General features: G+C 45.7%; 19 protein-coding genes and 1 tRNA gene. 5 read left to right on the forward strand and 15 right to left on the reverse strand.

Annotated elements, in window-relative coordinates:
* The 15 genes from AXF17_RS09095 to pdxR form a co-directional block, all read right to left on the reverse strand.
* Positions 1 to 243 (reverse strand): GTP-binding protein (locus AXF17_RS09095; protein WP_237049051.1); only part of this gene is annotated, 243 nt, incomplete at its 3' end.
* A 38-nt stretch (positions 244 to 281) separates the two neighbouring features.
* Positions 282 to 358, reverse strand: a tRNA-Thr gene (locus AXF17_RS00925).
* Positions 359 to 460: 102 nt separating this feature from the next.
* Positions 461 to 1,606, reverse strand: coding sequence for a butyrate kinase (buk, locus tag AXF17_RS00930; protein WP_157682509.1), 1,146 nt, complete (start codon positions 1,604 to 1,606; stop codon positions 461 to 463).
* A gap of 256 nt (positions 1,607 to 1,862) precedes the next feature.
* A complete protein-coding gene (locus AXF17_RS00935) occupies positions 1,863 to 5,570 on the reverse strand; it encodes a phosphoribosylformylglycinamidine synthase (protein WP_094233393.1) in 3,708 nt (1,235 codons plus the stop codon).
* A 74-nt stretch (positions 5,571 to 5,644) separates the two neighbouring features.
* A complete protein-coding gene (gene purD / locus AXF17_RS00940; protein WP_094233394.1) occupies positions 5,645 to 6,907 on the reverse strand; it encodes a phosphoribosylamine--glycine ligase in 1,263 nt (420 codons plus the stop codon).
* Positions 6,907 to 7,503 carry a phosphoribosylglycinamide formyltransferase gene (purN, locus tag AXF17_RS00945; RefSeq protein ID WP_094233395.1) on the reverse strand — a complete coding sequence of 199 codons (597 nt, stop codon included), beginning with the start codon at positions 7,501 to 7,503 and terminating at the stop codon, positions 6,907 to 6,909. The genes purD and purN overlap by 1 nt, the downstream gene beginning before the upstream one ends.
* A gap of 32 nt (positions 7,504 to 7,535) precedes the next feature.
* Positions 7,536 to 8,576, reverse strand: coding sequence for a phosphoribosylformylglycinamidine cyclo-ligase (purM, locus tag AXF17_RS00950; RefSeq protein WP_094233396.1), 1,041 nt, complete (start codon positions 8,574 to 8,576; stop codon positions 7,536 to 7,538).
* A gap of 3 nt (positions 8,577 to 8,579) precedes the next feature.
* On the reverse strand, positions 8,580 to 10,022 hold the full coding sequence (gene purF / locus AXF17_RS00955; protein ID WP_094233397.1) for an amidophosphoribosyltransferase: 1,443 nt from the start codon (positions 10,020 to 10,022) through the stop codon (positions 8,580 to 8,582).
* Positions 10,023 to 10,124: 102 nt separating this feature from the next.
* Complete coding sequence (purE, locus tag AXF17_RS00960) at positions 10,125 to 10,619, reverse strand: 5-(carboxyamino)imidazole ribonucleotide mutase (RefSeq protein WP_330398506.1); 495 nt, start codon at positions 10,617 to 10,619, stop codon at positions 10,125 to 10,127.
* Between the two features lie 431 nt (positions 10,620 to 11,050).
* Positions 11,051 to 12,112 (reverse strand): leucine-rich repeat domain-containing protein, encoded by a 1,062-nt coding sequence (locus AXF17_RS00965; protein WP_094234711.1) that lies wholly within the window; start codon positions 12,110 to 12,112, stop codon positions 11,051 to 11,053.
* Positions 12,113 to 12,126: 14 nt separating this feature from the next.
* Complete coding sequence (locus AXF17_RS00970; protein ID WP_094233398.1) at positions 12,127 to 13,761, reverse strand: HAMP domain-containing sensor histidine kinase; 1,635 nt, start codon at positions 13,759 to 13,761, stop codon at positions 12,127 to 12,129.
* Entirely contained in the window at positions 13,761 to 14,456 is a 696-nt protein-coding gene (locus tag AXF17_RS00975) for a response regulator transcription factor (RefSeq protein WP_094233399.1), read from the reverse strand. The genes AXF17_RS00970 and AXF17_RS00975 overlap by 1 nt, the downstream gene beginning before the upstream one ends.
* A 232-nt stretch (positions 14,457 to 14,688) precedes the next feature.
* Positions 14,689 to 15,918 carry an MFS transporter gene (locus AXF17_RS00980; RefSeq protein ID WP_094233400.1) on the reverse strand — a complete coding sequence of 410 codons (1,230 nt, stop codon included), beginning with the start codon at positions 15,916 to 15,918 and terminating at the stop codon, positions 14,689 to 14,691.
* A 188-nt stretch (positions 15,919 to 16,106) separates the two neighbouring features.
* The gene (gene surE, locus AXF17_RS00985; protein ID WP_094233401.1) at positions 16,107 to 17,432 is read right to left on the reverse strand and encodes a 5'/3'-nucleotidase SurE; all 1,326 of its coding nucleotides are present in this window, start codon (positions 17,430 to 17,432) and stop codon (positions 16,107 to 16,109) included.
* A complete protein-coding gene (gene pdxR, locus AXF17_RS00990; RefSeq protein WP_094233402.1) occupies positions 17,425 to 18,846 on the reverse strand; it encodes a MocR-like pyridoxine biosynthesis transcription factor PdxR in 1,422 nt (473 codons plus the stop codon). Before pdxR ends, surE begins: the two co-directional genes overlap by 8 nt.
* Before the next feature lie 166 nt (positions 18,847 to 19,012).
* Between pdxR and AXF17_RS00995 the strand changes: the two genes are divergently transcribed.
* The 5 genes from AXF17_RS00995 to AXF17_RS01015 all read left to right on the forward strand — a co-directional run.
* Entirely contained in the window at positions 19,013 to 19,615 is a 603-nt protein-coding gene (locus AXF17_RS00995) for an ECF transporter S component (protein ID WP_094233403.1), read from the forward strand.
* A 34-nt stretch (positions 19,616 to 19,649) separates the two neighbouring features.
* Positions 19,650 to 20,483, forward strand: a complete 834-nt coding sequence (locus AXF17_RS01000; RefSeq protein ID WP_094233404.1) for a pyridoxamine kinase — start codon at positions 19,650 to 19,652, stop codon at positions 20,481 to 20,483.
* A gap of 286 nt (positions 20,484 to 20,769) precedes the next feature.
* Positions 20,770 to 22,257: an MFS transporter gene (locus AXF17_RS01005; RefSeq protein WP_094233405.1), complete on the forward strand. Its 1,488-nt coding sequence runs from the start codon at positions 20,770 to 20,772 to the stop codon at positions 22,255 to 22,257.
* Positions 22,258 to 22,334: 77 nt separating this feature from the next.
* Entirely contained in the window at positions 22,335 to 23,102 is a 768-nt protein-coding gene (locus AXF17_RS01010) for a glycerophosphodiester phosphodiesterase (protein ID WP_094233406.1), read from the forward strand.
* Positions 23,099 to 23,843, forward strand: a 745-nt coding sequence (locus AXF17_RS01015; protein ID WP_094233407.1) for an alpha/beta fold hydrolase, incomplete at its 3' end; no start/stop codon positions are given. The genes AXF17_RS01010 and AXF17_RS01015, both read left to right, overlap by 4 nt.

Genomic DNA, 23,843 nt, shown 5'->3' on the forward strand with positions numbered 1-23,843 from the left:
TACGTGTGCGTAGTGTCTGTTTGGTGTCTCATACTCTACGTGTGCTGATGAAATCGTGATTCCTCTTGCCTTCTCTTCTGGTGCCTTGTCGATCTGGTCGAATGCTACGTCTGCTCCGAGTCCATATCTGTCGTGAAGAGTCTTTGTGATTGCTGCTGTTAGAGTTGTCTTGCCGTGGTCAACGTGGCCGATTGTACCGATGTTGATATGTGGCTTGGTTCTCTCATACTTCTGCTTTGCCATGATATCCTCCTTAAATTTGTGATTAAAATTAAAATAATTGGAGCTGTTGAGCAGACTCGAACTGCCGAACCTCTTCCTTACCAAGGAAGTGCTCTACCAACTGAGCTACAACAGCACGTATACAAGAATAGTACACGAAATAATACAGACTGTCAATAAACGATAAGCCACCACCACGAACGGGTGGCAGCTTTGCATTTTAAGTAATTTTTGCAACTTACTTCGCTGGCGTTGTATAAGGCTCTACACCCTTGCAGATGCGGATTCTATCGACTGCTGTAGCCTTGATTTCACCGAAGTTCTGAAGCTTCTCTTCGCCCTTTAGAACTCTTAGGGCTCCGCCTGCGAGAGCTTCCATCTCGAACTCGCCCGGCATCATCTCAACCGGAGCGATCCAGCTTACCATTCCCTTGATGATATCTGTGAGGAATTTGGAGTAAGCAACTCCACCTGTAAGGATGATTCTGTCAACCTTTCCGGCAACTGGAGCGGATAGTTTAGCGATATCCTTAGCGATTCCGTATGCCATGGCCTCATATACAACCTTTGCATACTCACTTCCTGCTTCGATCATCTTCTCAACCTCGATAGCATCGGTTGTGTTGAGATGAGCCTTGAGTCCACCTGCTCCGTGGAATTTCTTCATTACGGTCTTTGCATCTTCACCTGATGTAAAGCAGTAATTTACGAGATCCTTGCAGCTTACGGAACCACCACGCTCTGGCGAGAAATTTCCTTCATCGTCATTCACGCAGTCGATATTTACACCCTTGTGATAGAGTCTGATTGAGCTTCCACCACCCATGTGAGCAACGATGAATGTGCAATCGTCAAAAGGCTTCTTAAGCACTTCGTCAGCACACTTGATAGCCATAGCTCTTGTATTTAGCGTGTGTCCTACTGTGTAGCGAGGAATCTCAGGAACGCCGGAAACTCTTGCTACTGCCTGCATCTCATCCGTTCCGATAGCATCATAGATGCATGCAGGGATTCCAAACTCTTTTTTGAGATCAAACGCAATCATGCTGCCGAGTAGTGAAGCATGCTTCGCTGTGTCCTCCGGTCTCGTCAGGTAATCAATCATCTCCTGGTCGATTCCGATTGCACCATGCGGGCAAGCAATGATATTTCCACCTCTCGAGCATACTGCTGTGAGTGTATTCACGCCGATACCATTGTTCTCAAGAGCCTCTCTTACCTTCTCATTACGGAAGCTAAACTGCTCGAGCACATCGTCGAACTGAGCCATCTCCTCCTGAGTGTGTCTGATGGTTTCCTTGAAAACCTCCTGAGCATCATCGTATACAGCAATCTTACTTGATGTAGATCCTAGATTAAGTACAAGAATTCTTTCCTTACTCATTTTTCCAGTTTCCCTTTCTAAATAAATTATACATACATTACCTTTGTTTTCCGAAAAGTAGTATATCACACTCGCAGGCCTCAATGTCAGCACTAAACTGAACGTTTTTTGCACATTAGCCATGCAAAATCCACATCGTTTATTCACATGCCTGCAACGTTTTATGCAGCGCCATATACACTCTAAAATAGGCAGATAGGATGCACACGAGATTTACCACACACAGCCTATCGCCCGAATTTTTTTACGTATCAGTTTATTCTTCACCTCTGAAGTACGAAACTGCAGACTCGAAGAGTCCTAGCTCAAACTCTCCCGACACATTCTTGTAAAGCCCCTCTCCAATTCTCTCGGAGTGTCCCATCTTACCGAGGATTCTTCCGTCCGGTGAGAGGATTCCCTCGATAGCCATCGACGATCCGTTTGGATTGAACTGGATATCCATAGTTGGATTTCCTTCAAAATCAACGTACTGCGTCAGTATCTGACCATTCTCGAGCATAGTATCGATATCGTTGCTACTAGCTACGAACCTTCCTTCACCGTGTGAGATTGGTACTGTAACAACCTGTCCGACACTTGCCTTCCTTAACCAAGGCGATCTAGTAGAGCAGACTTTAGTTCTCACAAGTTTCGACTGGTGTCTACCGATGTTGTTGAATGTTAGCGTTGGGCTATTCTCCTCCTGTACACTGATCTCGCCGTAAGGGAGAAGTCCGAGCTTGATTAGTGCCTGGAAGCCATTACAGATTCCCGCAACTAGACCATCTCTCTCGTTGAGAAGCTTCATGAGTTCCGCTGAAATAGCTTCATTTCTCAAGAACGAAGTTATGAACTTGCCAGAGCCATCCGGTTCATCTGCGCCCGAGAAACCGCCAGGAATGAAGAGCACATTTGCCTTGGAGAGTGCTGTCGCGAACTCCTTAACTGAGCGCTTTAGATGATTTGCAGTGAGATTGTTTATGACGAAAATCTCCGCCTCACCGCCGGCCTTCTCCACGGATCTAGCTGTATCATATTCGCAGTTGGTACCAGGGAATACAGGAATCAAGAATCTTGGTCTCTCTACTGTTTTGCTTGGAGCCGCATCGCTTCTTGTTCTATATATCATCTCAGGGATGCTTTCCTCTGAAGTCTTGATATTGCAGCTATATACAGGTTCGAGCTTGCCCTCATAGAGAGCATTCAGCACTAGAAGTCTAACGCGTCCTTTCTTGCTGCCGATGGATTCGCGGGAAACCGTCTTGCCAAGAAGCTTCATGTCTGCTGTCAAATCAATATTCTTGCTAGTCTCGATGATGAAGCTGCCGTACGCATAGCCGAACATCTCTCTCATGGAGATACCTTCATCGAACTCGAAGCCTATGTTGTTACCGATTGCCATCTTGAAGACAGCCTCAGCAGGTCCGCCGAATCCAGGTGTGTAGCACGCTGCAACTAATCCGTTATCAACGAGCATTCTCACTAGCCTAAAGTTCTTGATAAGCGATTCAGCAGTCGGAAGTCCATCCTCACCAAGCTCCGGTCTAAGCCACACAACTTCGTGACCTCTACTCTTGAACTCCGGCGAAACCACCTTCTTGAGGTCATCTGTAGTTACCGCAAAAGAAATCAACGTTGGCGGCACGTGAATATCCTCGAACGTTCCGCTCATGGAATCCTTACCACCGATTGCTCCGATGCCTAGCTCCATCTGTGCTCGGAATGCACCGAGAACTGCACTGAACGCCTTGCCCCATGATTTATCGTTGTCGCCAAGCTTCTCGAAATACTCCTGAAGGCTCAGGTAGATGTGATCGTAGCTCGCACCTGTTGCTATTAGCTTAGCAACGCTCTCCACGATAGCGAGGTATGCACCGTGGTAAGGGCTCTGCTCCAGGATGTATGGGTTAAATCCGTACGACATCATCGATACGGTGCTGCATTCACCTTCGAGCATTGGAATCTTGTGAACCATCGCCTGAATAGGTGTTCTCTGTGTGATACCACCGAAAGGCATCAAGACAGTATTGCATCCGATTGTCGAGTCAAAACGCTCTGCAAGACCTCTCTTGGAGCATACATTGAGATCGGAAACGAGTTCCTTCATACCCTTCTCAAAGTCCTTTGGAATCTCCTTGTCGAATCTGCGAGCACCCTCAACTACGACGTCAGCTTCTTTCTCTGCGCCGTTAGTATCGAGGAATTTTCTGGAAATATTTACAATCTGCTGACCTCTAAAATTCATCGTGAGGTAAGCCTTCTCTGTAACAGTCGCTACTGTTGTCGCCTCGAGATTCTCGCTCTCTGCAAGCTTCTTGAATTTATCTGCATCAGATGCAGCAACTACAACAGCCATTCTCTCCTGAGACTCACTGATTGCGAGTTCAGTTCCGTCCAGTCCGTCGTACTTCTTAGGCACGTTGTCTAAAGTCACTTCCAGTCCATCTGCCAGCTCGCCGATAGCAACTGAAACTCCGCCTGCGCCGAAGTCGTTGCAGCGCTTGATAAGCGTGGTTGCCTCCGGATTTCTGAATAGCCTCTGAATCTTTCTCTCTTCAGGAGCATTGCCCTTCTGAACCTCTGCACCGCAGGACTCCAGCGACTCCATGCTGTGAGACTTCGATGAGCCTGTAGCTCCACCGATTCCATCTCTACCGGTTCTGCCACCTAGCAGAATGATTACGTCACCCGCTTCCGGTCTCTCTCTACGAATATTTGCCGCAGGGGCAGCAGCAACTACTGCACCTACTTCCATTCTCTTTGCCACGTAGCCTTCGTGATACACCTCATCTACGAGACCGGTCGTAAGTCCAATCTGGTTTCCGTATGAGCTGTATCCTGAAGCAGCGGTTGTCGTAATCTTCTTTTGCGAGAGCTTTCCTGGCCTCGTCTCCGACTCAGGTTTGAGCGGATTCCCTGCACCTGTTACACGCATCGCTGCATATACATAGCTTCTGCCCGACAATGGATCTCTGATAGCTCCACCGATGCAAGTTGCAGCTCCACCAAATGGCTCAATTTCGGTAGGGTGATTGTGCGTCTCGTTCTTGAAGAGCAGAACCCAATCCTGCTCTTCTCCGTCGATATTCGCCTTAAAATCAACTGTGCATGCGTTGATTTCTTCCGACTCCACGACATCTACCATCTTGCCGCTTTCCTTGAGCGCCTTGACTGCGATAGTCGCAACGTTCATCAGACTGATTGGCTTATGTACTCCGAGCTGCTTACGAAGCTCCTGGTACTCGCTAAATGTCTTGTTGATAGTTTCATCCTTAAACACAACTCCCCTGATGGTCGTGTTGAAAGTGGTGTGACGGCAGTGGTCTGACCAGTACGTGTCGATAACCTTAATCTCGGCAATACTCGGATCTCTGCCCTCTTCTTTGAAATAATCACGGCACATCTTGAGGTCCTCAATGTCCATCGCAAGCGAATTTACCGCTAGGTAAGTCTCGAGATCTGCGTATGTATAATTTATAAAGTTCTTGATTGTCGCAACCGGTGCCGGCTCGGGATACTTTACCTTTAGCGTAGCAGGAACGCCAAGTGATGCCTCACGCGATTCAACTGGATTTATCAGGTATTCCTTGATCTTCTCAAGCTCCTCGTTGGACAGCTCGCCCTCTAGGATATAGATAACAGCTGACTTCACTGTCGGCTTCTCGTCCGGAGCTATAAACTGCAGACACTCCTCTGCCGAGCTCGCTCTCTGGTCGAACTGACCGGGTAGATATTCTACAGCAATTACCACCTGCTTGCGGAAATCCATGTCCGTGCAGCTCATATCTGTAGGAGGTTCTGAGAAAATCGTTCCGCGAGCCTCTTCAAAAGCCTTGTCTGACAAGTCTTCAATTAGGTATCTATTAATCACTCTGATATTCGTCAAGTTCGCAATCTGTAGGCTCTCTCTGAACTCCTTGATAAGCTCCTTAGCCCTATTTGCGAATTCCGGCTTCTTCTCTACGTATAAAGCTTTAACCATGCCATTACTCCTGTCTCTAATCAGTCATTTATTATTGTTATAGTTATAAATATAAGCGCTAAGTTAAGCGTCCGTTACTTGAGTGCTGCGAGCGCCTTCGCTCCGATATCTCTTCTAAAATACATATTGTCAAAATGCACTTCTCCGAGCTTCGCATATGCTTTATCCACTGCTTCGCCGAGTGTCGGAGCTGTTTCAACCACGCCGAGAACTCTACCACCGCTAGTCACCTGCTTGCCATCTTCGAGCTTACTACCGGCAATATATATGAGTTCATGTTCTTCCGGAAGCTTGATCTCGAAGCCCTTTTCATATGATGCAGGGTATCCATCCGAGGCAGCTACTACGCAGCATGCCGCTTCATCTCTAAATGAAAATTCCACTTCCGCCAGTGTACCGTCTGTAGTCGCTTTCATGATTTCTAGAAGGTCTCCCTCTAGGAGCGGAAGCACTACCTGTGTCTCGGGATCTCCAAATCTGCTGTTGTACTCGATGACCTTCGGTCCATCCTTGGTGAGCATTAGTCCGAAGTAGAGACAGCCTTTGAAAGCCCTTCCTTCCGCCGCCATAGCTTCGATAGTAGGCTTAAATATCTGCTCCATGCACTGCTCGCTGATTTCCTCTGTGTAGTAAGGATTAGGAGCAACAGTACCCATACCTCCAGTATTGAGCCCTTTGTCTCCATCTAGAGCTCTCTTGTGATCCATCGAGGAAACCATCGGTCTAACTACCTTACCGTCAGTGAAGGATAGCACGCTAACCTCAGGACCCTCTAGAAATTCCTCTATGACTACAGTATCTCCGCTCGCACCGAACTTGCGATCTTCCATAATTGTGCGAAGTCCTTCTCTGGCCTCTTCGCGAGTCTCAGCGATGATTACACCCTTGCCGAGTGCAAGTCCATCAGCCTTGATTACCGTCGGAATAGGGCAGGTTTCGATGTATTCTAGAGCCGCTTCCATATCGCTGAATATCTCATACTCAGCAGTCGGGATTCCATACTTCTTCATGAGATGCTTGGAGAACGCCTTGCTACCCTCGATTATCGCTGCTGCTTTATTTGGTCCGAAGCAAGGAATCCCCTTTGCTTCTAGCATATCCACAAGTCCGAGGACTAGCGGATCGTCGGGCGCAACAACCACATAGTCGAGCTTTTTTTCTACCGCAAAATCAACGATTGCATCAAGGTCCTTCGCACCGATAGCAACGCATTCCGCATCTTCTGCGATGCCGCCATTACCTGGAAGTGCGTAGATGTGCGATACACCATTGCTGCGCTTTAGACTCCTGATTATGGCGTGCTCTCTACCGCCGCCACCAATTACTGCAATATTCATTATCCTCTCCTTGCCACTATCTCTGCTGCGACCTTTTCGACTGCCGCTGGCAGAAGCTTCCACTCAGCTTCCTCCATAACTCGTCTCTGGAGAATTTCCGGTGTGTCACCATCCTTAATATCTACTGCACGCTGAGCGATAATCTTGCCGCCATCCGTAACTTCATTTACGAAGTGAACAGTTGCACCTGTCACCTTGACACCGTATGAAAGCGCCGCCTCGTGAACGCGAAGTCCGTAGAAACCGTCTCCGCAAAAAGATGGAATGAGCGACGGATGCACATTGATTATCCTGTCCGGATATCTGCTGACAAAATCGCTGCTAAGAATCTTGAGGAATCCTGCCAGCACTATGATGTCTATATCATGCTCTTCGAGAAGTTTTATGAGCTCCTGTTCAAAATTCTCTTTACCGATATAAGCATGCTTTATCCCCGCACTCTCAGCTCTATCAAGACCTCCCGCATTCTTGCGAGACGATACTACCAGTGCGAGTTCCGCGTGCGGAAGCTCACCTGCTGCCGACCTATCTATGATGGCCTGCAGGTTGGTGCCTCCTCCGGATATTAGAACTGCGACCTTTGCAAAACTACTCATCTTCACTCTCCACCGTGCATTTGCGAGGCTAATCATTCCTCGATAATTACGCCTTCGTCTCCTTTAACGATTTCTCCGATTACATACGCTCTCTCACCAGCGCCGTTTATAATCTCGAGCGCACTCTCGCTGTCCTCTCGAGATACAACTACAGTCATACCAATGCCCATGTTGTAAGTGTTGAACATATCGCGCTCCGGGATGTTTCCTGTCTCAGCTAGCACCTTGAAAATCTCCGGTATCTCAAGACTGTTCTTATCTATTTTAGCTGTCATGCCCTCCGGCAGTGCGCGAGGGATGTTCTCGTAAAATCCTCCGCCGGTGATGTGCATTACTGCATGCGGAGTCATCTCCTTAAATAGTTCAGTCATCGGCTTCACGTATATCTTGGTTGGCTCGATAAGTGCCTCGCCCAGAGATTTTCCGCCAAGGTTGTCTCTCTTTGCCGACAGATCCACGTTCTCAACGTCGAAAACCTTTCTGACTAGCGAATATCCATTTGAATGAATTCCAGATGATGCGATTCCGATGATGACATCTCCTTCGCTCACCTTCTCTATGTCGATGACCTTGCTCTTGTCTACGATTCCTACTGCAAAGCCGGCTAGGTCGTACTCGTCCTCCGGGTAGAATCCCGGCATCTCGGCAGTTTCGCCACCGACGAGGCAGCATTCGGACTGGATGCAGCCATCAGCAACACCCTTTACGATGGAAGCTATCTTCTCAGGCACGTTCTTGCCACAAGCTATGTAGTCGAGGAAGAACAGAGGTTTTGCACCTACGCAGATGATGTCGTTTACGCACATTGCCACACAGTCGATACCCACTGTATCGTGCTTATCCTGCAGGAAAGCCAGTTTGAGCTTAGTTCCCACGCCGTCAGTTCCGCTAACTAGAATCGGCTCACTCATACCTGTGAGGTCTGGCTGTAGCAATCCGCCGAAACCACCTACAGGAGCTGTATTTCCGAACTTCATGGTCTTGCCCACATGCTCCTTCATGAGTTCTACTGCTCTATATCCGCTGGTGATATCTACTCCCGCTTCCTTGTAGCTCTCGTTCTGGCTCTTCATCTTTTAGTTCTCCTTTTTCTTGATTTCGCTTAACTTAGTCTCAAATTTTAATTTTCCTGTTGTCGCTCTGCCTGCCGGATACTCTCCGCCAAAACATGCGTCGCAGTATCCAACGTTAGGTGCTGTTCCAATCATCTCGTGAAGTCTCTCCATCTTGAGGAATCCAATCGAATCACAGCCGATAAGCGTGCAAATCTCTTCCACAGTATGGTTTGCAGCGATTAGCTGCGATTTATCCGACACGTCGGTTCCGTAGTAGCACTCGTCCACGAACGGAGGTGCAGTCAGCATGAGGTGTACTTCCTTTGCACCAGCATGTCTGAGCTTCTCTACGATATTTCTCGATGTCGTTCCTCTAACGATAGAATCGTCAATCATGACTACTCTCTTGCCGCGTACAGTTTCCTCGATTACGTTGAGCTTGATATTTACAAGCTTCTCACGCTGAGCCTGTCCTGGAGCGATAAAGGTTCGGCCGATGTACTTATTCTTTACAAATCCCATGCCATAAGGGATTCCCGACTCGCGCGCATATCCGACTGCCGCATCGAGTCCGGAGTCAGGAACTCCGATTACGATGTCCGCATCAACAGGATAGTCAATCGCCAGCGCTCTACCAGCCTCAACTCTAGCTCTATGCACGCTTATGCCATCAATCTTGGAGTCCGGTCTTGCGAAGTAGATATACTCGAATATGCATATCGACTTAGGATTCTTGTTGCAGTGATCCTTGATGCTGCGAATTCCATCGTGGTTAAATATCACTATCTCTCCTGGCTCGATATCTCTGACAAACTTCGCGCCAACCGCATCAAGTGCACATGACTCGGAAGCAACGACATATCTGCCGTCTTCAGTCAGTCCGTAGCACAGCGGTCTAAAACCTCTGTCGTCACGAACGGCAATCAGCTTATTAGGCGACATAACGCATAGAGAGTAAGCGCCTCTCAGCTTATGCATAGCTGCATTGATTGCATTCTCGATACAGTCTGTACGGAGTCGCTCCTTGGTGATAAGATAGGCTATTACCTCGGTGTCACTTGTTGTCTGGAATATAGAGCCCTCAAGCTCGAGCTCCCTTCGCAGGTCGCCGGAATTCACGATATTACCGTTGTGTGCGACAGCCATGCTACCTTTAATATGGTTTACAACTATCGGCTGAGCATTTGCACGCTCATTCTTGCCTGTTGTTCCGTAGCGCACGTGACCGATAGCAAGGCTTCCAACCCCTAGCTCATCGAGGGTGTTATTGTTAAATACTTCGTTTACTAGTCCTAAATCCTTGCGGCTTGCAAATACACCGTCGTCATTAACCACGATTCCGCAGCTCTCCTGACCGCGGTGCTGCAGCGAGTAGAGGGCGTAATAGACAGTTCTGCCTATTTCATAAGTCTCCCTAGGGGAGAAAACACCTACTACTCCACATTCTTCTCTTAACTCACTCATACTGTTCCTAGCCTTATATAATCTGTTAAATATGTTTTAATTTAATTCTATCTATGGTTTAGTTTTGCCAATCTATTTGACTCTATCTGATTTCAGCGAAATCTAGTTAAACTTAGCACTCACTGCCACATCCTTTTCGATTACCGCATCATGTGACTTCCTGCGTTCTTCCCAAAGTCTAGTTCTAAGAGCTACGTCGGAAACTGCGAGGATCTCGGCTGCAAATATAGCTGCGTTCTTTGCTCCGTCGATTGCAATAGATGCAACAGGGATTCCAGGTGGCATCTGAACTGTGGATAGGAGCGCATCCATACCATCTAGCGCGGAAGCCTTAATCGGAATACCTACTATCGGCAGAACTGTATTTGCCGCGAGCACTCCACCAAGGTGTGCTGCCTTACCAGCTGCTGAAATAATAACTCCAAAGCCGTTCTCTTCTGCTGCCTTTGCAAAGCTAATAGCTTCGTCTGGGGTTCTATGAGCTGAATAAACGTGAACCTCTGTTGGTATATCGTATTTCTTTAGTTCATCGATGCATTTCTCAACTACTGGTAAATCGCTATCGCTTCCCATGATTACCGCTACTTTTTTCATCATTCCTTCTTGCCTCCATCTTTAAATATCAATGCGAGAGCTGTCACACTCGTCCCTAATCGATTTGATTTTGCCGCCCTTTAAGCTCAGATTCATAGCGCCGAGCGAGCATATAATTATCATTAAATATCGTAATTTAAATTTATCACATGCGCACTCAATGTCAACAATCGAGGTTTTCTAAATCCGTATTTTAAGATGCTTTTATGCATATTTTATGCGATTTTTTATTATTTTTCCGAAGTATTAATTATATATTTGCGGTTTGCGTTCGTATTTTGTGCATTTTTGAAGTTTTTGAATTATAAAAGGGATTGGTGCAGCCAATCCCTAGTCGATCTAAAATATATTTTGCTCTATACCAATAGAATTGATATACCTGCAAAAGCTATCGCCGATACCCCAAAGCAATAAAACATAATCGCAAAGGCTAGTTACATCCAGCCGTCAGGGAACAGCTCATGTCTGACTTCATATACATTTGATTCACACACTTTACCATATACTTCGATAGCTTCCATAATCGCCGCATTACGCTTGTTACTACTAGTATAGAACGCGCATTTTTCGATATTTTTATTTCTTAAGATAGGTAAAACATTCTCTACTCCAAGTGTAGAAGGGCAGACCGTCTCAGTAACTGTTTTGATATGCGGTACGTCCTCAAGCGCCGTAAAATCTAGTAACCCTTTCATATTTTCAAAGCATAGATGCTCTAGCTTCGAGTTGGAAAGCTCTGGTAATTTCTCTACATGTGCGAGCTGACCTATCTCAGCAATTTGAAGGTTCGGTAGCTCTGCTAAAATTGATAAACTATCAAGCTTCGCGAGGCGAAATATGTAAAGTCTTGTAATATTAGCATTTCCATATAGCTCTGATAAATCAGCAGTGTTTCCCCCGCTAATTGAAAGTCTCTCTAGTTTTGGCAGATTATTTATCTCTGCATACGACCCTGGAGTAATTCCGTGTAGCTTTAGTGCTCGAAGTTGCGCTAGCTTCGATACAGCCTCTAGATTCTTGTTACATTTGTGTAAGCTGAGTATCTCTAGCTCTGTGAAGCGACTCAAGTTCTTTAAATCAAACGCCTTGCTTGAGATATTAAGATCGAGCGATTTCAGGTCAGAAGGAAGTCTTTGTAGAAAATTCTTGTCAGAAACCCTCGGTGCCATTATACATAAGCTACGTAGATTGTGTAGTTCATATAGAGCATCTAGGTTCAATATTTCTGCTGATGACTCGACGATTAGATTTCTAACCTCGCTCATACCTGCAATGGCCTTGATATCACAGTCATGCGAACAATAGATTCGTAAAGTTGCACTTGGCCATTTAGCGAAATAGCCTCTATTAAGCTCCTTTATACTAGACAAATCGAGCGGCATAGCATCCGTCTGAACTACAGTATCGCTCTTGCTCTTTGACACCATTGTCTTAATTTCTCTTGTTGTCAGAGCTCCTTCAAAACTTATAAACTTATCTGCATACGATACTCCCACATGCTCCTCCATATCTACCTCTGACCAACACGCGGAATCAGAACCCTTGCTTTAAACAAGTCTCCATCGATTCCCAGTCTGATATCGCCGTTCATCATGTGCATTAGGTCTCTAGCGATTGCAAGCCCAAGCCCACTGCCTTCAGTATTTCTGGACTTGTCGCCTCTCTTAAATCTCTCCATCAGCTCATCTGGTCCAATGTCAAGTGCATCTCTAGACACGTTACTGATCTCGAGTGCCGCAAATTTGCCCATCTCGCGAACTTTTACGTATGCCCTTGTTCCAGGCATACTGTACTTGCTGACATTAGACAGAAGATTCTCAATTACGCGCCATAGCATCTTACCATCGGCGTTAACGTATACATGTTCATCTGTATTTTCGCAGTGAACTTCTATATCGGCTGCAACGAAGATATCGTTGAGTTCGCCAACTGCCTGTTTAGCCACACCATTTAGGTCGATAACCTCGACATTTATAGGCATTGCTCCACTTGAAGCCTTTGTCGCTTCGAAGAGGTCTCCACTGAGTTTCTGAAGTCTCTTGGTCTTCTGGTCAATGATATCCAGATAAGATGCCGCATCGGGACTATCCAGTCCTTGTATCTTGAGTAGATCAACGTAGGTCACGATAGATGTCAGCGGTGTCTTGAGGTCATGAGATACATTGGATATCAGCTCATTACGCAGCCTCTGACTTCGGAGCTCGTTCTCAAGTGCGATTTCCTCCGCCTTGGCAATCTCGTTAATATCACTCGCCAACCTCTCGAGCTCACCTCGGTGCTTTACGACAACTTTCTTATCGAAGTCACCTTCTTTTATCGCTCTAATACCTTCACGAATCCTCGCATAATCATTATAGAACCTGAGGATAAATATGATGATAATTGTCACTGCCACATAACTCCAGGCACTAAAGAAGTACACAGGTGTGAAAATCACAAATATAAATATGCACAACCTCTTCTTACTAACGTCCTTCGAGATGAAAAGTTTATATATCCCCATGATAATCTTTCCGATGATTGAGCGTTCGAAGAAGTCCCTATTCTTGATATTCTTCACTAGTGACGTGAGCAGAATCATTGCTATAAATACACATATAGTCATGAGAGCTAAAGATCCGAAGCCCTGTACCCACTCAGGTTTAAATGTCGAGTACTGCCTTCCCAGTAGCATATCGCTCTGCTCTGTAAGTTCCTTGACCGAAAACCCTTGCTTTACAATAGTTTTGAGTATATGGTCGAGCGATTTTCCTGAGGAGATGTATACGTAGAATATTTCTTCCGAAACAACAACTCCGACTCCCATTATAAAAATTCCGAGGATGCGAATTTCGGGAAAAATGCGGTCGATAAGGTTCAGCTTAATCCTACCTATCCTATCGAACTTACCGGTGAAATAAATGGCAAATATGGCACCAGCAAGTGTAAATGCGGCGAACACGATAAGAAGTATGAAGTTCGTCGTCAGTATGCCCACAAGTTTGTTCTTGTCGACATAGCCACTGAAATGTTCGCTCGTATATTCCTCATAGATGATGATTCTATTTGCCGATATGACAAGAAGCACCATGCTTATGGTTGCCACCAGGATGGCAAATTTCGATTTAAGTCCACGAAACTCGTCTCTTGTGACTTGTTCCCTCATTAGTTATCTCCTTCAAGCTTGTATCCTGTGCCCCATACAACCTTGATGTATCTAGGGTCTTTAGGATTGATTTCAATCTTCTCTCTGATATGCCTGATGTGTACCGCAACGGTGTTCTCAGGGTTATATGCAGGCTCGTCCCATACCGATTCATATATCTGTTCCATTGAAAATACACGGTCTGGACTCTGCGCCAGCAGCCTCAATATGCCGAATTCAGTCGCGGTTAACGTAACTCTTCGACCATCGACAGTAACTTTTTTGCTATTGTCATCTACGGTGAGTCCGCCCACTCTGTAGATGCCCTCTTCAGATGGCTCGTTAGCATTTCCAAACTGTGTATATCTACGGAGCTGTGATTTAACTCTAGCCACTAGCTCCATAGGGTTGAACGGCTTAGTTACGTAATCATCCGCACCGATATTTAGCCCGATAATCTTGTCGTAATCCTCAGACTTCGCAGATAGCATGATGATTGGGATATCCTTCTCATTTCTGATCATCTGTGTCGCCTGAATTCCATCGAGTTTAGGCATCATAACATCCATAATGGCCAGTTTCACGTCTTCGCTCTTCACTACATTGAGAGCCTCGAATCCATCGTGCGCCTTCACCACCTCGAAGCCTTCATTATTTAAATATATCTCTATCGCTCTGGCGATTTCTCTATCGTCGTCACATACTAGAATCTTCACGGTATACCCTCCTTAAATTGCATCTATTAGAAGTATATATCATTTGGCATAAGAAATTCGATTGTATTTATTATGATTTCTTTAAATTAAAATAGCAGTGGTTTAAACATTTCTCAAGTGCTTAATTCGCACCTCATTAAAATGATTAAAATCCACTGCCATAATTAATTGTTATTGTAGTTTCCCGACTTGCCGAGACTGTATGCCTGGCAATTTATCAGCAGGAGTCTTATTACTTATATCCCTCGTTATCACTCTTCTTACTTGTCACGTTGAGTGCAACCCATAGAACGAATGCAACTAACGTGAACACTATTAGTGCGTAGAAGTTGGAATCGTACTTTCCACCTGCAGCCTCGAGCAGCTTAGCCGAGATAATCGGTCCGATGATAGCCGCTGGAATCAAGGAGAAGTTCGCGATACTGAAGTTAGTAGGGAAATACTTCGATCCGAAAGCCTTGTTAACATATGCGGATGTGAGTGTTGGAGTTCCTCCGTAAGCTAGACCTACGAAGATCAGTCCAACGATAATCGCAATAAGTGAGTGACTCATACCACCGATTACAAGGAGAACGCCTGCCGCAAACATGAACATGTTGTTCACAATAGATGTAGTCTTTCTACCGAACTTATCGAAGTTGTTACCTGTAACGATTCTGCCTGCTCCGTTAAATAAAGAAACAATCATTCCGAGTACTGCCGATCCGCCGTAAGCGAGTGAGATATTGGCCGCACTATTGATAACCATTAGACCAGCTGAATTTAGAGCAACAGCCCAGATGAAGAACACCCAGAATCTTCCAGTCTTCATCATCTCTGCAGTTGTGTAGTGATGAGTCTTATCATCTGTTACTGCAACCTTGCTTGCACTAGCTGCCGGAGCTTCTGGCGACTTGATGATGATTGCCGCAACCAACATTACCACGAATATTGTGATAGCGAGAAGCTTAAACGTTGGAAAAATTCCAATCTTAGCTATGAACTTTGTTACGACGCTCCCGAGAACTAGTCCGCCGAGACCGAATCCCATGAGCATGATTCCCGAAGCAAGGCCAACCTTGTCTGGGAACCATTTAGTAATAGTAGTGATAACAGCGTTATATCCGATACCTACACCACCGCCACCGAAGATACCATAGAATAGGTATAGCTTCATAAGGCTTCCTGAAGCATCTGCTGGATTCAAAGTCGAAACCATAAAGAATCCGATGAGAAGTAGAACCGCTGAGATGAGCAGTCTCACCTTAACGCCAAACTTCTTGCCTAGCTGTCCTCCAATGAGTCCACCTAGGCAAAACATAATCATCGAGATAGTGAATGTCATCGACATCTGCGCAACTGTCCATGTCTTGAATACCTCTGCAAAAGGAGTTCTAAACAGAGACCATGCATAAATAAGTCCGAGGAATAGCGTCGAAATAGTCGCCATTCCGAGATACAACCATCTTTTGTTGTTATTCATTTCTTAAACCACCTGTCCTTACCTGATTGTGCTGCCATTACCTCACTGCAGCACTTTAATCTCATAGCGCCCTCGCTCTCTACGCTGAACGCCAATGCAAAATATAATACCACTTTTCACATTTATTTTCTAGCAATTGTTATCATATATTGCACATAACTTTTTATTGCTTGCGCATCTATAAGTATCTATGCTTCGAGGACTGTCTTCACCTTTCTATAAGCAAAGTCAGTTGTGCTTCCAATTTCTTCATATATAAATGACTCGAGTGTTGTTATCGTGCAGCCCATATCGCGTAGCGTTTTCATAGCTTCCTCGAGATCTTCCTTCTGTTTCGAGGCACAGCAATCCTTGAGAATCTGAACTTCATAGCCCTTCTCGATTAGACTTCTCGCACTCTGGAGAATTCCGATGTGCGCCTCTAAACCAGCCAGCACAATACGTCTGCCCTTATGCGACGCTAGCAGGCTCTCCATGTCTTGTGAAGATGTACAATCGAATTCGACCTTGTCCAGCTTCTCAAAGCTACGTAGCTCACTCTTGAGTTCGCCTGAAATCGGCTCAGTGTCATAGCCATACTGCTCCGTAAGCAGTGTAGGAAGCTCTAATATGCTGAGGCATCTTGCCAGCTTGAGCACACTATCCATAAACTTCTCACTCTTGCGAACCTCAGGAATTATATGGTTCTGAACATCCATGATTATACACATCGTATTATCCGAGCCCAGTCCACGGAGCTTTGCGAGCATGCCGTTATCCACACGGTTCACCTTGTACGGAGTAATGGTCGCATATCCATTTGCAAGGCAGTTAAGATCTGTATTTGACGGCTGTGCACTACCATCAGTAAGCTCACCATTATACTTATATTCTCCTTCTGCAAAAGGTTTATTCGCGTGTTCTTCATCCTCGCCACTTAGATTTTTTTCTATGACTCTCTCAAATGTGTTGTTGAAACCACAGATACCAGCTTCCGCATATCTTACACCTTTAATCTGCCACTTAGGTAAATCTGGAGCATTTACATTTAAGATGATGCCTGGCTGCAGTTTCTGCGTCATATCGAGTATCTCCGGTATCATCTCACAAATGAATTCGAAGTGCGTAGCCTGTTTATTAGTCACGGAAAGTACAAGAGCTCTATATCCGTTCAGTGCTCCTTCATTTGCAATCGCAAATGTGCCTGAGTAATTGATATCTATTCCAGCATTTCCTCCATGGTTGATTCCACCGATAACGAAGTCAGGAGGTGTTCCCGCTTCTCTCATCATATCGATACCGTACTTCGCACAGTCCGCAGGAGTCCCAGTTAGAGCGATGGCCTTTAACGCCCCGTCCATCTCAACCTGCTTTGCCGTCACTTTACCGCTGAGCGTAATCGCCTGACCGCTAGCACTTCTCTGCTTGTCAGGCGCCACGACGTAAACCTCCGCCATGTGCGAGAGGAAACGTACCAGCGTACGGATTCCAAATGCCTCTATTCCATCATCGTTGCTAACTAATATTCTAAGCATTGATATTCCTCATTCCCTTCTTTATATTGCCGACAAACATTTTGATGAGCAGTCTCAGTAGCGGTTCCGACACCCTGTAGAAGTAGAAGTACACCACCTGCTCGTCTTCAGTGCAGAGATCAGTAACAGGGTTCATCATAAGCCCGACATCCTTGCCCACCTGGCACAGCTGCTCTGCCGGCACAGGAGCCTTGATTCGAAGCATCACCGCGAGCCCAGACTTTGAATCAAGCGCTTCAATCAGTCCCTCTCCATATTCCTTGAACATCTCCATTGTTGTATGGAGCTTCTCCGCGTTTCTCTTCCTGCACTTCTTGATGTGTCTATAGTAGTAGCCATTATCCATGTATAGAGCTAGGCAAATCTGCTCCGCCTTGGAACAGGTCTGCGAATACTTACTCTTAATTCTGTCAAATACTTCCACGAGCTCCTTCGGTAGCACCATATAGCTTATCTTAATCGATGCAAAAAGCGTCGATGAGAAGGAGCCGAGATACACGACTCTCCCCGATCTATCGAGGCCTTGCAGAGCTGGTATAGGCTTTCCAAAGTATCTGAGTTCACTGTCATAATCATCCTCGAGGATGTAACTATCGTTGTCTTCCGCCCATTTAATCAGTTCATATCTACGGCCAATCGGCATAACTGCACCTGACGGAAACTGATTTGACGGATTTACGTAGACGAGGCTTCGCATATTGACCGGTAGACGCTCAATCGTAATGCCGTTATCTTGTACCGGAATATTAGATAGACTAACGCCCTCATCTTTAAAAATCTCACGAACAGGGCCATATCCCGGAGACTCCATCGCGGCATTGCTAATGCCGAGTTCTCTGAGGATACGGATTAGATGAGTTGTGAGTTGTTGCGAGCCTGCGCCTATCACGACCTGATCTGGCGAGCATTTTACACCTCTTCCAGCGTATAGGTATTTTGCAATCTCGTAGCGAAGTGCCGCCTCACCCTGCACATCAGCTTCTGACTGTAATGCATAAGCGTATTCATTGAAAACCTTGCTCATGCACTTCTTCCATTTCGAGAACTCGAAGCTCTCCTCATCATAGATGAGTGAACGCTCCTTGACCGTCTTGGTGCTCTCTGGCGGAAGAAGCTCGTCGAGCGTCAGTTCTCCTTCCTCACTTCCATTTCCAACTGCGCCAGAGATATCATCGCTGACGTAATAGCCTGACTTAGGCCTGCTCTCTATATATCCTTCAACGAGCAGCTGGTTGTATGCTGTTTCTACAGTCGTGACGCTGATGCCGTTTTCCTTAGCGAGCTGTCTTAGCGAAGGCAGTTTCATGCCGAGCTCAAACTCACCAGAAAGGATTTTGGCCTTTATGTAGTCAAAAATCTGTATATATAGATTTTGATCATTATTGTCGGCAAAATCGAAAATAATGCTTCTCATCGTCTATTTTCCCCTATCTGTATTCCAAAAATTTATCTAAATTGTACATTTCTATAACTGCACTATACTGTTATTATAATACCTGTCGAAAGAGTGCACAACGGCAAATCGATATAAAAAACAACATTTATATAACGAATATAGATTGCTATATGGAGGAAAAATTATGATTGAAACTAAGAACCAGACAGGCGGCACAAGCCGTGCTGATAGAAGTTATAAGACTTTGATACTTGTAACTACAGCGATGATGACCGCTATGGTTATGATTGCTACTACATTCTTCAAGATTCCTAATGCAATGGGATATATCCACTTAGGCGATGGATTCGTGCTCCTCGCGGCAATCATTTTGCCTAAGAAGTACGCTTGCTTTGCTGGCGGTGTAGGTGCGGGACTTGCTGACATATACGGTGGCTATGCAGTGTGGGCTCCTTGGACCTTCGTGATCAAGATTGTTATGGTACTTATAGTTCAGCTATTCTTTGACTTCCTTATAAAGCGTGCAGCGAACGGAAATCATGTAGCAAAGCTTGCTGGCCTTCCTTTTGCAGAGCTCTTCGCATACGTGCTTGCAGTTCTATGGACCGCATCAGGCTACTATGTAGCTCAGGGTTTTATCTACGGCAACTGGGTAGCTCCGATTGCAGATGTTCCTGGCAACATCCTGCAAGCTACTGTAGGTGCAGTCGTTGCAATTGTAGTTTCTGTTGCGCTAGGCAAGACTGCTCTTGGCAGCAAATTCTACTACAGGAGAGCAACTCTCTAATAACGTTAGGATACTAAAATCGAGGGTATAATTAATGGAATATAAGAGAATATTATCAATTCAAGACATATCGTGTGTCGGACAATGCTCATTGACGGTCGCACTGCCTATACTTTCGGCTTGTGGACATGAGACAGCAATCTTGCCTGCGGCTGTGCTTTCAAATCACACAGGCGGCTTCAAAGACTTCACTTGCAGAGATTTAACAGAAGATATGCCTGATATCGTCAAGCAGTGGGAAGTCGAAGGAATTACATTTGACGGGGCATACACAGGCTACCTCGGAAGCAGTGAGCAGATTGCGTATGTCAAAGACATATTTGAAAGGCTCGTTTCTCCTTCAGGACTACGTATCGTCGATCCAGCGATGGCTGACAGCGGTAAGCTCTACCCTGCATTCGACATGGACTTCGTAGAGGTTATGAAGTCACTAGTTGCTGCCGCAGACGTCGCCCTTCCTAATATCACGGAAGCTGCACTCCTCACTGGAAACGAGTACAGAGAAAGCTACGATGAAGCATACGCAGAGAAGCTTGTAAGCGGACTTCATGAGCTCGGCACTAAGACTGTCATCATGACTGGTGTCAGCTATGATGATGCAACGACAGGAATTCTCGTATCAGATGAAAACGGTCTTAATTATATAAGACACGAGAAGATGCCTATCACCTGCCACGGAACTGGTGACGTGTTCGCTTCCGCATTTGTAGGCTCTTACTTAACAGGCAAGGATAAGGCTGAGGCCGCTAGAATCGCAGGCGAATATGTACTCAGCTGTATTAAGAACACTATCGATGACAAGGAGCACTGGTACGGCGTTAAGTTCGAGCCGCTCCTCGGAAATCTAATTTCAGCTATTCGCGGTTAATCCGCCAGCACCGTGTAACCATATATTTTATAAACATGTAGTCGGGAACGCGAGTTCTCGGCTTATTGTTTTGTCCGTAATTATTTGACATTTTGCACTCGCACGTTATCAGAGTGTATTTTATCTAAAAATTTTTAACTACTTACATGTTTACAGGCCTATTGCAAGCCAGTATATGGTAAAATGGCATAGACACTCGTTACTTATGAACTGTCAGATGTACTTGTTGGCGTCAGACCACCAGGGGCGATTATTAACGAAAACACACTTATTATCGGAGGATATAATGAACGACAAAATTGCAGGCAAATTCCGAGGCACAGGAATCAAGGCCGGCCTCATGTACGGAATGGCCGAATTCTACGGTGGTGGTGCTTTTGTAATCATCAACACCTTCTTCTTGGTTTTCTTGACTAAAGCACTTGGTATGCCAGCCGCACTCGCTGGTGCAATCCCGATGGTCGGAAAAGTATGGGATGCCATTACCGACCCGATGATGGGAAATATCACGGATAGAACAACATCGAAATTTGGCCCTAAGAGACTATATATCTTGATTGGCGGCCTCTTGTCTGCCATTGCCTTTATATTGCTATGGACTACTATTCCGTCACACAACACTACGGTGTTATTCATCTACTATATAGTGATATATTGCTTGTTCTCGACATGCTTTACTATCATCATGGTGCCTTACAACGGACTTCTTCCTGATATGGTTGACAGCTATGACGTGCGCTCGAAGTTTTCCAGCCTCAGAATGATCTGGTCGACTATCGGAGCTATCTTGGCTGGACTCGTTCCGACACTCATGATAAAGGATACGCTAAACACTAGCCTGTATCTCAAGGTTGCTGTCATCTTCGGCATACTATTTGGAATAGCCTCTATTGTAACTTTTGCAGGAACTTGGGAAAAGGTAAAGCCGCCAGTAAAGACTAGACTTCGTGACAGCTTCTCCGAGGCATCGTCAGTGTTCAAGAGCCGTTCCTTCAAGATTTTCATCGGCATCTACCTATCAGGACAGTGTGCTATGGACTTCGTATCAGGTATGGCGATTTACTATATCGATGATGTTCTGCGAGGATACGATAAAGGCTACCTGACTATGCTGATGGGAGTTCTTCTCTCATCTCAGCTTATAGGCATGCTCATATTCACACCGATAATGACTAGGACTTCCAAGCGTACCACTATACTCATCGGTGCACCTATCAGAATAGTATCGACTCTGGGACTACTCGCATTTTCATATGCAGGTGCCCCAATTGCACCTGTTCTGCTACTATCGGCTGGAGTTGGAATCGGTAACGCAGCAACACTGACAAGTATATTTGCAATCCTCGCCGACATGGCGGATATCGATGAACTTATAACTTCCACGAGCCGTCCTGGTATCGTGTCTGGTATGGCAACATTTGCAAGAAAAATCTCTGCTGGCCTATCAGTATGGTTTATTGGAATCCTCCTCTCGCTGGTTGGGTATGATGCGAAGCTCGCACATTCCGGCGTAGGTCAGGCACTATCGACGCAGCGCGGAATCGCGATGATATTCATCGCCATTCCTGTGATTCTCGTAGTATTTCTACTGATATTCGGCTACATCTTCCCTATCACAAACAAGGAATTCGATATAGTTAAGAGGGAAATAGCCAGAAGACGGGGCGAAGATGACAGTGTTATAACAGACGACGAGAAGCGTATCCTCGAGCGTGTAACAGGCTTCAAGTACGAGAATTTGTGGAAGGTTTCAAACGAGCACAAGGTTAAATAACACAAAGGATACAAAGGATACGATATAGGTTACAGCTTATAAACGGTAACTTGACCGAAAGCACAAGGTGAAAGCAGATGGCTAACACAGAAAAGAAAAACGATACGGTTAGGAAGCGCCCCCTCGTATGGGCACACCGCGGCGCAAGTGGGTACTGCCCAGAGAATACTCTCCCTGCATTTCAGAAAGCCTTTGAGATGGGTTCGGATGGGATCGAGCTAGACATTCAGATGACGAAGGATGGTGAACTAGTCGTATGTCACGACGAGACTGTCGACAGGACATCGAGTGGTAGCGGCTGGATTAAAGATATGACTTTAGCGGAGCTTAAAAGTCTTGATTTTTCATGCGGACAAAAGGATTTCGCAGGAGTAACTATCCCGACGATGCGAGAGGTATTCGAACTGCTCGCAGATACCGAAATGGTTATTAATATAGAGCTCAAGACTGGGATTGTGTTCTATCCAGGCATGGCCGAAAAGCTCATGGCGCTGACTAAGGAATGCGGATTTACAGACCGCGTTATATATTCCTCGTTTAACCACTATACAGTCAAGCATATGCGAGAGCTCGACCCTGAAGTCAAGTTAGGATTTCTCTATGCTGATGGAACGATAGATATGCCTGCTTATGCTAAAAAGCACGGAGTACAGGCGCTTCACCCTGCGCTTTACAACATACAGTTCCCAGGTCTAGTGCAAGAGTGTCACAGCAGTGGTCTAGCAGTCAATGTCTGGACTGTAGATACCGAGGAACATCTGGCTCTTTGCTGCAAGGCGGACGTCGACGCAATTATTACGAACTATCCTGATAAAGCATTTGAAATAGTCAAGAGGATTATATGAAAAACGATGTAAAGAATTGTCATAATGCATATCCCACAATTGTAGACGTTTCCAAGTCAATCAATTTGTGTCATGCACAGCTACCGGCTGATATTAAAATTCTCAAGGAAAATACTTATGATGAACACATGGATACAGCTAACAAGCTGTGGCGAAAGCATCATGTGAAGCAAGGCGACTTTATAGCATATGACGGTCTTACTATACGGTATTACCATGCTGCACAGCAGGAATCCGCAAAAGGCTGCATCGTCATGCTCCACGGTTACTGCGGTTTCTGGGGAAAATTCCACGAGATGGCCGAATATTACTGGCATGCTGGCTATGAAGTATTTTTCATGGAGCACCGCGGCCACGGCTATTCGGGCAGACAGATAGAAGGGGATGATATCGTTCATGTAAATAGCTACAATGACTACACTCGAGACCTCCACCAGTTTATGACTGAGGTTGTTAAACCACATATAGGCGACATTGCTTGCATCATGTTCGCACACTCTATGGGAGGAGCAATAGGCGTCCTTTATCTGGAGCAACATCCAGGAATATTCGACGCGGCAATCCTAAGCTCACCGATGTTCAAGATAAGGACTGGCGGCACATCGCTGCTCATGATCAAGTTCCTACTGGCAAAAATCAAACTACTGCGCCAAGAGAAGTTGCCGTTCCCTGGCGGTAAACATTGGGATGGAGTTTCTACTGACGGGAAGAGCAGCGCGATGTCGGAGCCGAGGTACACGG

It is taken from the genome of Mogibacterium pumilum (assembly GCF_002243385.1).
Lineage (GTDB): Bacteria > Bacillota > Clostridia > Peptostreptococcales > Anaerovoracaceae > Mogibacterium > Mogibacterium pumilum.